This is a genomic window from Propionivibrio sp. (genome assembly GCF_016790145.1).
GTDB lineage: Bacteria > Pseudomonadota > Gammaproteobacteria > Burkholderiales > Rhodocyclaceae > Propionivibrio.
The window spans coordinates 21,196-32,318 of the sequence record NZ_JAEUOI010000205.1; the positions used below are offsets into that span (position 1 = coordinate 21,196).

12 protein-coding genes are annotated in these 11,123 nt (G+C 55.3%); 11 read left to right on the forward strand and 1 reads right to left on the reverse strand.

The features are described 5' to 3' along the window. Positions 1 to 9 precede the first annotated feature (9 nt). The 5 genes from fabD to JNM42_RS19535 all read left to right on the forward strand — a co-directional run bounded on the left by fabD (position 10) and on the right by JNM42_RS19535 (position 3,863). Positions 10 to 951, forward strand: a complete 942-nt coding sequence (gene fabD / locus JNM42_RS16830) for an ACP S-malonyltransferase (RefSeq protein ID WP_294272892.1) — start codon at positions 10 to 12, stop codon at positions 949 to 951. A 6-nt stretch (positions 952 to 957) separates the two neighbouring features. Further along, positions 958 to 1,698, forward strand: a complete 741-nt coding sequence (gene fabG, locus JNM42_RS16835) for a 3-oxoacyl-ACP reductase FabG (protein WP_294272894.1) — start codon at positions 958 to 960, stop codon at positions 1,696 to 1,698. A gap of 117 nt (positions 1,699 to 1,815) precedes the next feature. Then, the gene (acpP, locus tag JNM42_RS16840; protein WP_294272896.1) at positions 1,816 to 2,052 is read left to right on the forward strand and encodes an acyl carrier protein; all 237 of its coding nucleotides are present in this window, start codon (positions 1,816 to 1,818) and stop codon (positions 2,050 to 2,052) included. Between the two features lie 112 nt (positions 2,053 to 2,164). After that, positions 2,165 to 3,403, forward strand: coding sequence for a beta-ketoacyl-ACP synthase II (gene fabF / locus JNM42_RS16845; protein ID WP_294272899.1), 1,239 nt, complete (start codon positions 2,165 to 2,167; stop codon positions 3,401 to 3,403). 25 nt (positions 3,404 to 3,428) lie between these two features. Further along, entirely contained in the window at positions 3,429 to 3,863 is a 435-nt protein-coding gene (locus JNM42_RS19535; protein ID WP_366504470.1) for a protein YgfX, read from the forward strand. Here the strand turns inward: JNM42_RS19535 and nadB are convergent. Further along, complete coding sequence (nadB, locus tag JNM42_RS16850) at positions 3,835 to 5,418, reverse strand: L-aspartate oxidase (protein ID WP_294272902.1); 1,584 nt, start codon at positions 5,416 to 5,418, stop codon at positions 3,835 to 3,837. The genes JNM42_RS19535 and nadB overlap by 29 nt on opposite strands. 191 nt (positions 5,419 to 5,609) lie before the next feature. Between nadB and rpoE the strand changes: the two genes are divergently transcribed. The 6 genes from rpoE to lepB form a co-directional block, all read left to right on the forward strand. After that, the gene (gene rpoE / locus JNM42_RS16855) at positions 5,610 to 6,209 is read left to right on the forward strand and encodes an RNA polymerase sigma factor RpoE (RefSeq protein WP_294272904.1); all 600 of its coding nucleotides are present in this window, start codon (positions 5,610 to 5,612) and stop codon (positions 6,207 to 6,209) included. 58 nt (positions 6,210 to 6,267) lie between these two features. Then, entirely contained in the window at positions 6,268 to 6,684 is a 417-nt protein-coding gene (locus JNM42_RS16860) for a SoxR reducing system RseC family protein (RefSeq protein WP_294272907.1), read from the forward strand. 70 nt (positions 6,685 to 6,754) lie between these two features. Then, complete coding sequence (locus JNM42_RS16865; protein ID WP_294272909.1) at positions 6,755 to 8,206, forward strand: DegQ family serine endoprotease; 1,452 nt, start codon at positions 6,755 to 6,757, stop codon at positions 8,204 to 8,206. Between the two features lies 1 nt (position 8,207). Further along, the gene (locus JNM42_RS16870; RefSeq protein ID WP_294272910.1) at positions 8,208 to 8,450 is read left to right on the forward strand and encodes a glutaredoxin family protein; all 243 of its coding nucleotides are present in this window, start codon (positions 8,208 to 8,210) and stop codon (positions 8,448 to 8,450) included. Between the two features lie 93 nt (positions 8,451 to 8,543). Then, positions 8,544 to 10,334, forward strand: a complete 1,791-nt coding sequence (gene lepA, locus JNM42_RS16875) for a translation elongation factor 4 (protein ID WP_294272913.1) — start codon at positions 8,544 to 8,546, stop codon at positions 10,332 to 10,334. A gap of 12 nt (positions 10,335 to 10,346) precedes the next feature. Beyond that, positions 10,347 to 11,123: signal peptidase I (gene lepB, locus JNM42_RS16880; RefSeq protein ID WP_294272916.1), on the forward strand; the 777-nt coding region annotated here is incomplete at its 3' end.

Here is an 11,123-nt window from a genome sequence, read left to right on the forward strand (position 1 = left end):
GGATATTCTATGGCGTTTGCGTTTGTCTTTCCCGGTCAGGGATCCCAGTCGGTTGGCATGATGGCTGCCTACGGAAAATCTACAGTCATTCGCTCAACCTTTGATGAGGCCTCTTCAACGCTGGGGCAGGATCTCTGGCAACTGCTGTCTGACGGTCCGGCCGAAGCATTGACACAAACGGTAAATACTCAGCCTGTCATGTTGACGGCCGGGGTAGCCGCCTATCGCCTGTGGCTCGACAAGGGTGGCAAGCTTCCGGCGCTGGTTGCCGGGCATAGCCTCGGCGAGTATTCGGCGCTGGTCGCCGCCGGGGTGATCGATTTCAAAGACGCTGTTCCGCTCGTTCGTCTGCGCGCTGCTGCGATGCAGGAAGCGGTGCCGGCCGGTAAGGGAGCGATGGCAGCCATCATGAACCTGGCTGACGAAAAGATTCGCGAAGCCTGTGCCGAAGCCATGAGCGAAACAGGCAACGGGGAAGTCGTCGAACAGGTCAACTTCAACGCGCCCGGACAAACCGTGATTGCCGGCAGCAAGGCCGCTGTTGAACGTGCCTGCGAAGGCTGCAAGGCGCGAGGCGCAAAACGGGCCTTGCTACTACCTGTTTCCGCGCCTTTTCACTCCACGCTGATCAGACCGGCAGCCGACAAATTGGGAGTTCGCCTGGCCGAACTGAATTTTGCTGTGCCAAAGATCCAGATAGTCAATAACGTGGATGTCACCATCGAATCCGACCCGGCGAGAATCAAGGATGCGCTGATTCGTCAGGCCTTCTCGCCAGTACGCTGGGTTGAAACGATTCAGAAAATCGCTGCAATGGGCGTCACGACTGTTGCCGAGTGCGGCCCGGGCAAAGTTCTGGCGGGTCTCACCAAACGCTGTTCCGAGGGTCTGGCCGGTCTCGCGCTGGCTGATCTGGCGTCGATCGAAGCAGCCATCAAGACTCTGGAGTAGGCGGCAATGCTCAACGGACAAGTTGCACTCGTGACGGGGGCCTCTCGCGGTATCGGCCAGGCCATTGCGCTCGAGTTGGGCAGGCAGGGCGCATGCGTGATTGGGACTGCCACCAGCAGCGATGGCGCTGCAAATATCTCCGCATTTCTTTCTGCGGCAGGTATCAATGGTGAGGGTGCCGAGCTTGAAGTGCGTGATCCGGGGCAAGTTGATGCGCTGATTACCCGTGTCGATAAGACGTATGGTGCAACCGCAATTCTGGTCAATAACGCCGGGATCACGCGCGACAATCTCGCGCTGCGCATGAAGGACGATGACTGGGATGCGGTGCTAGACACCAATCTGAAAGCGGTTTTCCGACTTTCCAAGGCCGTGATGCGTGGCATGATGAAGGCACGTCAGGGACGGATCATCAATATCACTTCGGTCGTCGGACATTCGGGCAATCCCGGGCAGGCCAACTATTGCGCGGCCAAAGCCGGAGTCGCCGGCATGACGCGTTCACTGGCACGCGAGCTGGGCAGTCGCAACATCACGGTCAACTGCGTCGCGCCGGGTCTTATTGATACCGACATGACCAGAATCTTTGACGAAAAGCATCGCGAGTCACTGATTGCCACGATTCCGCTGGCTCGTCTCGGGTTGCCGGAGGACGTTGCAGCCGCAGTCGGATTTCTGGCCTCAGCGGGCGCCGCTTACATAACCGGAACGACGATTCACGTCAATGGCGGTATTTATTTGGATTAACGCCCGTGAGGGTAGCAGGCGAAAAAAGCATATCGTCTGCTTATTTGGTAAGAGCCGGCCATTTTGGTAGAATAGCGCCGTTTTGTTTCGTACATGAACCTTTGAAGGAGCCCCTAGATGGAAAATATCGAACAGCGCGTCAGAAAAATTGTCGCAGAACAACTCGGCGTTAATGAAGCGGACATCAAGAACGAATCCTCGTTCGTTGACGACCTCGGCGCGGATTCGTTGGATACCGTTGAACTGGTCATGGCGCTCGAAGAAGAATTCGAATGCGAAATTCCGGATGATGAAGCCGAGAAAATCACCAACGTTCAGCAAGCCATTGATTACATCCTGAACCACAAGAAGTAATCCTTCTTGGGGACTCGTCTGCGGGCAGTTCTGATGATGCTGCCCGTAGCGCTTTGTTTCTGACTGCTTCATCCCGAATTCTGAATTTTCCCTGTTTCCCCCGGAGAATAAATTGGCACGTCGCAGAGTTGTCATCACCGGCCTTGGAATTGTTTCTCCGGTCGGCAATACCGTTGAACAAGCCTGGCAGAACATTATTGCCGGTCGCTCCGGGATCGACCGGATCACGCGTTTCGATGCTTCCTCATTCCCTGTGCAGATTGCCGGTGAAGTGAGGGATTTCGATGTTACCAAGTTCCTGCCGGCTAAAGATGCCCGCCGCATGGATTTGTTCATCCACTACGGGATGGCAGCCGGCATACAGGCAATCCAGGATGCCGGACTCGAGGCGCATCCGGCCAATGCCGAGCTTGTCGGCGTTTCAATTGGATCGGGTATCGGTGGTTTACCCCTGATAGAGCATACGCGCGACGAGTTCATCGCTTCTGGCGTACGCAAGATTTCTCCCTTTTTCATCCCCGGTTCGATCATCAACATGATCTCGGGTAACCTGTCGATCCTTTACGGCTACAAGGGACCAAACATTGCCCTGGTCAGCGCGTGCTCGACAGGAACGCACAGCATAGGCGATGCGGGCCGGCTCATTGAATACGGTGACGCCGACATCATGATTGCCGGCGGTGCGGAGGGCAGTGTTTCACCTCTTGGCCTCGGTGGATTCTGCGCCGCGCGCGCCCTGTCGACACGCAACGATGACCCCAAAACGGCAAGCCGCCCGTGGGACAAGGACCGTGACGGTTTCGTTCTGGCCGAGGGCGCCGGTGTCATGGTGCTTGAAGAGTACGAACATGCCAAAGCACGCGGTGCAAGGATTTATTGCGAACTGGCCGGTTTTGGCATGAGTGCCGACGCCAATCATATGACAGCCCCCTGCGAAGATGGCGAGGGCGCTGCCCGTTGCATGACCAACGCGTTGCGTAATGCCCAGGTCAACACCCAGGATGTGCACTACCTGAATGCGCACGGTACCTCTACTCCGCTTGGCGACAAGGCGGAAACGGTCGCCGTCAAACGCGCCTTTGGAGATCACGCCAAACGTATGGTGGTCAATTCAACCAAATCGATGACCGGTCACCTGCTCGGCGCGGCCGGCGGTATTGAAGCCATCTTTTCGGTGCTGGCAATCTACAATCAGATTTCGCCGCCAACAATCAATATTTTCAATCAGGATGAATCGTGCGATCTTGATTACTGTGCCAATGAGGCACGAAAAATGAAGATTGATATCGCCATTTCCAATTCTTTCGGCTTCGGTGGCACCAACGCTACCTGCGTCTTCAAGCGGGTCTAGGCGAACCTGACCGAGCCTCCGAGCCGTGCAGTTCCCGGCTTCCATTGAACTGCAACGCTCGCCTCTTCTGACCCTTCTGCTCGTCCTGTTTCACACCCTTGCTGCGGGCTCTGTTATCGCATTGCCATGGGACTGGCTTTTGCGTTCCGTTTTGCTGTTAGTCATTGGGTGGTCTTTATGGCACTCTCTGCGTCCGCCCAGGATACTTGGTTTGCGAATTTCCGGGCGGGACGGGCTGGATGGACGCCTGGCTGACGGTGATCGCGTTGCGCTTACGGCACTGCCAGACAGTACGGTGTTTACCCGATTGATCGTATTAAGGTTGCGTATTGGCGAAGAAAAGCGGGTTAGCAGCCTTGCTTTGCTGCCCGACCAGATGTCTGCCGAACAGTTTCGCTGGCTTCGTCTATGGTTACGCTGGCACACAGAGCCTAAGAAAGACGTCGGGACGGTCTTCTAAGCAGGGTATTCCTGGCTTTCGGCAACATCTCCGGATAGTCGCGGCTGAAGTGCAGCCCTCTGCTCTCACGGCGTTGCAATGCACAGCGAACGATCAAGTCGGCTGTCAGAACAAGATTGCGCAGTTCGATCAGATCGTGGCTGACCCGGAAGTTTGAATAATACTCGTCGATTTCGCGTGTCAGCAGACGAATTCGGTGCTGGGCTCGCTGCAGACGCTTGGTGGTACGAACAATGCCCACGTAGTCCCACATGAAGCGGCGCAGTTCATCCCAGTTGTGCGAGATGACAATTTCCTCGTCGGGGTCAGTCACGCGACTGGCATCCCATTGTGGCAGATCGGGCAGTTCAACTTTCGCTTGCCCGAGAATATCCTTGACCGCCGCTTCAGCAAAAACAAGACATTCGAGCAGAGAATTGCTGGCCAGCCGGTTGGCACCATGCAAGCCGGTGCAGGAGGCCTCTCCCGCTGCATATAGCCCTGGAATATCGGTTCGTGCCCGCAGATCGGTAATGATTCCGCCGCAGGTGTAATGTGCGGCCGGAACAACCGGGATCGGTTCAAGCGATATGTCGATGCCAAGCTTGAGACAACGCGCAAGGATGTTGGGGAAGTGCTCGCTGAGGAATTCCTTTGGCTTGTGCGAGATGTCGAGATAAACACAGTCAAGACCCCGTTTCTTCATCTCAAAGTCGATGGCGCGGGCCACCACATCGCGAGGTGCCAGTTCGGCTCGCGCATCGTGGGCCGTCATGAAACGTGTGCCGTCCGGCAGGCGAAGCAGGGCGCCTTCGCCCCGTACTGCTTCGGATATCAGGAAGGACTTGGCCTGCGGGTGGTAAAGACAGGTCGGGTGGAACTGAATGAATTCCATATTGGCCACCCGGCAGCCGGCGCGCCAGGCCATTGCAATGCCGTCTCCGGTTGAAGTATCCGGATTGGTCGTATAAAGATAAACCTTGCCTGCGCCACCCGTCGCAATCAGTGTTTGCGACGCACCGATGGTCAATACTTCACCACTGTCGCTATCCAGGGCATAGGCGCCGTAGCACCGCTTTTCGGCAAGCCCCAACTTGTCCCCGGTAATCAGATCAATGGCGATGTGGCGCTCAAGAACGCTAATGTTCGGATGCTCGCGAACCTTGCGTGTCAGGATGTCCTGTACCGCCAGTCCAGTAGTGTCAGCGACGTGAATCACGCGGCGCGCACTGTGGCCGCCCTCACGAGTCAAATGGTAGCCGGCTTCGTCACGTGTGAAGGGAACGCCCTGTTCGACAAGCCAGTCAATCACTCGACGGGCGTTCTCGATGACAAAACGAGTAACTTCGGGATCGTTGAGAAAGGCGCCGGCTGTGATCGTGTCGCGAATGTGAGCTTCAATCGAATCCTGGCTGTCCAGCACGGCAGCAATACCGCCTTGAGCCCAACCGGAGGCACTGTCTTCCAGGGCGCGTTTGCTGATCAGACCGACCTTGCAGGTTTTTGCCAGCCGGAGTGCCGCTGACTGCCCGGCCAGACCACTGCCAATAACGAGAATATCAAAACGAAGAATCACGTTACAAGCCCTGAAAAAAAGTTTTCACTATAACACGTGCCCTTCGATGCAATATCCCTGATGGGATGATTGTCATTAGCAAAATAGTTGGGCGATGTGATAGTTTATCCATAATCGCTACGTCGGCAGTGCTGTTACGCTATACTCTGGCGCAAAGCACAACACCGTGTCCGACAGGGAATTCACAGAGCATGAACGAACGCGAAATTGACCAGGCGTTGGTCGAGCGCGCGCAGGCAGGCGACAAGCAAGCTTTTGATCGGCTGGTTGAAAAGTACCAGCGCAAGCTTGGACGCCTTCTGTCGCGCTTTATTCGCGACCATGCCGAGGTTGAAGATGTTGCCCAGGAAGCGTTCATCAAGGCCTATCGCGCACTCCCCTCGTTTCGTGGCGAAAGTGCGTTTTATACTTGGTTGTACCGGATTGGAATCAATACCGCCAAAAACTATCTTGTTGCAAAAGGTCGTCGTGCACCGACATCAACCGACTTTGATGCCGATGAGGCAGAGTCGTTTGATGAAGCGGATCAACTGCGCGATATCAATACCCCAGAGCGTCTGTTGCAGTCCAAGCAGATTGGGCAGACCGTCAACGCGGCTATGGAAGCCCTGCCGGAAGAACTGCGTAACGCCATTGTGCTGCGAGAGATTGAAGGCATGAGTTATGAGGAAATTGCCGAGGAAATGAACTGCCCGATCGGCACGGTGCGTTCGCGCATCTTCCGCGCGCGCGAGGCTGTAGCTGAAAAGCTGAGACCTTTGCTGGATACCGCTCCGGATCACAGGTGGTAGGCCGGATTGGTGTTTCTTTACGCATGACGCTCCAGCACTACAGATTCAGGTACCACCAATGATTGATGCACAAGGAACAATTACTGCACTGGATGGCGAGTATGCGCTTGTCCGCATGGATGAAAGTGGTTGCGGTCGCTGTCACGAGCACGGCGGTTGCGGTGGAAACAACACCGGAAAAATGTTTTGTAGTGCGCCGCGAACCTTCCGTGTTTTAAACCCTCGAAATTCTGTCATTGGCGAGCGGGTAACCATCGCGGTTGCCGAAGGTGCTCTCCGGCGTAGTGCCACACTGGCTTATGGACTTCCGCTACTGGCGTTGTTCGTTGGCGCGCTCACCGGCTCAGCGCTGGCCGGAGAAACCGGGGCAATCTTTGGCTCGATCTGCGGCTTGCTTTTTTCATGGCTGCTGCTGCGCTATGCTCAATTGCACAGTACGCCCGATCAACTTTCTCAGCCCTTTATCCGATATTGATTTCTGACCATTCGCCCTAATCTCCCTATACGGTAAATCGTTTGTTGACCAACCGGAGGCATTGTTCGCTATGAAGCAGATCGTTACTGCATTCTATTTTGCTGTTTTTTCATTGCTGGCGCAGGCGCAGAACATAGGCCTGCCTGACTTTACGGAACTTGTTGAAAAACAGGGACCTGCAGTCGTTAACATCAGTACGACACAGGTGATCCGTGGTAACGGTCGGGGGGTTCAACCCTTCCCGTTTGACGAAAATGATCCGATGTTCGAATTCTTTCGACGTTTCATCCCTCGCCAGCCGGGAATGCCAGGGACGCCCGGAATTCCTGGGGCTCCTCGCGAATTCGAAAGCCGCTCGCTGGGTTCCGGTTTCATCATCAGTTCCGACGGTTTTATCCTGACCAACGCCCACGTGGTTGATTCGGCTGATGAAATACTCGTTCGCTTGACCGACAAGCGCGAATACAAGGCCAAAGTGATTGGTGCCGACAAGCGGACTGATATTGCGTTGATCAAGATCGAGGCAAGCGCATTGCCCGTAGTGCGAGTGGGCGATCCGAACATCCTCAAGGTCGGCGAATGGGTAATTGCCATCGGCTCTCCCTTCGGCTTCGATAACAGCGTGACAGCGGGTATTGTCAGTGCCAAGGGACGCTCGCTGCCACAGGAAAATTTTGTCCCGTTTATCCAGACCGATGTGGCGATCAATCCCGGCAATTCCGGTGGACCGCTGTTCAACATGAAGGGCGAAGTCGTTGGCATCAATTCGCAGATCTATAGCCGCACAGGCGGGTCCATGGGTATTTCGTTTGCCATCCCGATCGACGTCGCCATGGACATTCAGAATCAGCTCAAGGCCAGCGGCAAAGTCAGCCGCGGCCGGATCGGCGTCGTCATTCAGGATGTCACCAAGGAACTCGCTGAATCCTTCGGATTGAGCAAGGTGCAAGGTGCTGTCGTCAATGCGGTCGAGAAGGGAGGGCCTGCCGAAAAGGCGGGGGTAGAACCGGGTGATGTGATTCTCAAGTTCGATGGCAAGCCGGTCAACAGTTCAGGTGATTTGCCGCGCATCGTTGGCACCAGCAAGCCCGGATCGAAAGTTTCCATGCAGGTGTGGCGCAAAGGTTCCATCCGCGATCTGACGCTCGTAGTCGGCGAAATAACTGATGAAAAATCGGTGGCCAGAAGCGGAAAAAGCCCCAAGCCGGCAGAACAGGCGGCCAATCGACTTGGCCTCGTCGTGTCGGAACTCAGCAGCGATAAAAAACGCGAACTGAAGATCAATGGGGGCTTGCTGATCGAGGACATTCGCGGCAATGCCGTCAGAGCCGATCTGCGGCCCGGCGATATCATCCTGGCACTCATTGCCCGCGGCGAGACGACAGAGATCGCGAGTGTTGATCAGTTCAACAAACTGCTCGGGCAGTTTGACAAGGCGGCCAATATTACGCTGCTGGTCAGACGCGGCGAGTTGCAAACCTTTGTCACCATCAAGGGACTTCCCGACAAGAAGGCTGAATGATTTGGCGAAGCTGACGCTGATCTCACGTGCCTATTGCCATCTCTGTCAGGATATGGAATTGGCCTTGCGTCCGCTATCGGCTGAATTCGGAGTCAACGTTGAGGTTCTCGATGTGGATGCCGACCCAGAACTCGAAGCGCAATATGACGAACTGGTTCCGGTGTTGCTGCACGAAGGGAACGAACTCTGTCATTACTTCCTCGATGTCATCAAAGTCCGTGATTATTTGAGCAAAATCCGCTAAAATCCGCGCCTTCTGGCCAATCGAACAAAGGGTGCCCGCCGGCACCCTTTTTTTCAGGCGTGGCTTTGCCGCGACAGTAAAAACACGATGCAAATGGATCACATCCGCAATTTCTCTATCATCGCCCACATCGATCACGGAAAATCAACCCTCGCCGACCGCATCATCCATCTGTGCGGCGGCTTGTCCGACCGCGAAATGGAAGCGCAAGTCCTTGATTCTATGGATATAGAACGAGAGCGCGGAATTACCATCAAGGCCCAGACGGCGGCCTTGCAATACAAATCACGGAGCGGCAGGATTTATAACCTGAACCTGATCGACACGCCGGGCCACGTCGATTTCTCCTATGAGGTTTCGCGCTCGCTTTCGGCGTGCGAGGGAGCGCTGCTGGTCGTCGATGCTTCGCAGGGTGTTGAAGCGCAGACCGTGGCCAACTGCTACACCGCGATCGAACTCGGTGTCGACGTTCTGCCCGTACTGAACAAGATCGATCTTCCCTCTGCCGCGCCGGACAGCGCACGGCAGGAAATTGAAGACGTCATCGGCATCGACGCGTCGCAAGCCATTCTGGCGTCGGCCAAGACCGGTCTCGGCGTCGAAGACATTCTGGAAGCGATCATCGAGCGCATTCCTGCACCGCAGGGAGATCCTGATGCACCACTCAAGGCACTGCTGATTGATTCATGGTTTGACAACTACGTCGGCGTTGTCATGCTGGTTCGCGTGGTCGACGGAACGCTACGTCCGAAGGACAGGATTCGCCTGATGGCGAGTGATTCGACCCATCTTTGCGAGCAGGTCGGTGTATTTACCCCGAAAGCCCTGCAACGGGATTCGCTGAGTGCCGGCGAGGTCGGTTACATTATTTCAGGCATCAAGGAACTGCAGGCCGCCAAGGTGGGCGATACGGTGACTCTGGCCGATAATCCGGCAAAGCAAGCACTGCCCGGCTTCAAGGAAATCAAGTCGCAGGTGTTTGCCGGTCTCTATCCCATCGAGTCCAACCAGTATGATTCACTGCGCGAATCGCTGGAGAAACTCAAGCTCAACGATGCTTCTCTGCATTACGAACCGGAAGTCTCGCAGGCGCTCGGTTTCGGCTTTCGCTGTGGTTTTCTTGGCCTGCTGCACATGGAGATCGTGCAGGAGCGACTGGAACGAGAATTTGACCAGGACCTGATCTCCACGGCACCCACCGTTGTCTATCAAGTCCTGATGCGCGACGGCTGCATCATCCAGGTCGAAAACCCGGCAAAACTGCCGGAGCAGACAAAAGTCGAGGAGATTCGCGAACCGATCATCACCATTACGGTTTTTGTTCCTCAGGACTATCTTGGCAACGTCATTACCCTGTGTAACCAGAAACGCGGCAATCAGGTTGACATGACCTACCACGGACGCCAGGTTCAACTGGTCTATGAAATGCCGATGGCCGAAGTGGTGATGGATTTCTTCGACAAACTGAAATCCGTCTCGCGTGGCTATGCCTCGCTTGACTATGACTTCAAGGAATTCAGAGCCGCCGATGTCGTCAAGCTCGACATCCTGATCAATGGCGAGAAGGTCGATGCCCTGTCGATGATCGTGCATCGCGCCAACTCGATTTACCGGGGGCGAGAACTGGCCGCCAAGATGCGCCAACTGATTCCGCGCCAGATGTACGACGTGGCCATTCAGGCGGCTATCGGTTCAAACATCATTGCGCGCGAAAACGTCAAGGCCATGCGCAAGGACGTGCTTGCCAAGTGCTACGGTGGCGACATTTCGCGCAAGAAAAAATTGCTCGAGAAGCAAAAGGCCGGCAAGAAGCGCATGAAACAGGTCGGTTCGGTCGAAATCCCGCAGGAAGCCTTTCTCGCAGTGCTGCGTGTCGGTAAGTAAGGGAGTAATGGTGTGAATTTTGCGTTGATCCTGTTCTGCTTGCTGCTGGTCAGTGGCGCCATCTGGGTAGCGGATGTATTCGTCTTCAGCAAGCAGCGCGCTGCAGACGCCAGGGACCCGTGGTGGGTCGAGTATGGGGCGAGCTTTTTCCCGGTCATCCTGCTCGTTTTCGTGCTGCGCTCGTTTATTGTCGAACCGTTCAAGATTCCGTCGGGATCGATGATTCCGACGCTTCTGGTGGGTGATTTCATCCTGGTCAACAAATTCACCTACGGCATTCGTCTGCCGGTGATCAACAAGAAGATCATCGATGTCGGCCAGCCTCAACGCGGTGACGTCATGGTCTTTCGCTACCCTGAAGATCCATCGCTTGACTATATCAAGCGCGTCGTCGGCATTCCGGGCGACAAGGTGGCCTACCAGAACAAGCGGCTCACCATCAATGGACAGCCGGTAGAAACAAGGCGCATTGACGATTATCTCCAGACCGAACGGTTAAAATATTCGAAACAGTTCATCGAGAAGCCTGAGGGAATCGAGCACCGTACGCTCAACGATGACGATGCACCCGGCTTTATATCCGATGCCACGCAGTTTCCACATCGCCAGGATTGCCTCTACAATAACGCCGGTGTGATCTGCACGGTGCCGGCCGGCCATTACTTCATGATGGGTGATAATCGCGACAATAGCCGTGATAGCCGTTTCTGGGGATTTGTTCCTGAAGAAAACATTGTCGGCAAGGCGTTTTTCATCTGGCTCAACTTTAGCGACCTGAAACGTATTGGC

Coding starts and splice junctions, on each gene's coding strand:
- acpP (WP_294272896.1), top strand. CDS start 1,816: ATGGAAAATATCGAACAGCGCGTCAGAAAAATTGTCGCAGAACAACTC.
- fabG (WP_294272894.1), top strand. CDS start 958: ATGCTCAACGGACAAGTTGCACTCGTGACGGGGGCCTCTCGCGGTATC.
- JNM42_RS16865 (WP_294272909.1), top strand. CDS start 6,755: ATGAAGCAGATCGTTACTGCATTCTATTTTGCTGTTTTTTCATTGCTG.
- lepA (WP_294272913.1), top strand. CDS start 8,544: ATGGATCACATCCGCAATTTCTCTATCATCGCCCACATCGATCACGGA.
- rpoE (WP_294272904.1), top strand. CDS start 5,610: ATGAACGAACGCGAAATTGACCAGGCGTTGGTCGAGCGCGCGCAGGCA.
- JNM42_RS16860 (WP_294272907.1), top strand. CDS start 6,268: ATGATTGATGCACAAGGAACAATTACTGCACTGGATGGCGAGTATGCG.
- fabD (WP_294272892.1), top strand. CDS start 10: ATGGCGTTTGCGTTTGTCTTTCCCGGTCAGGGATCCCAGTCGGTTGGC.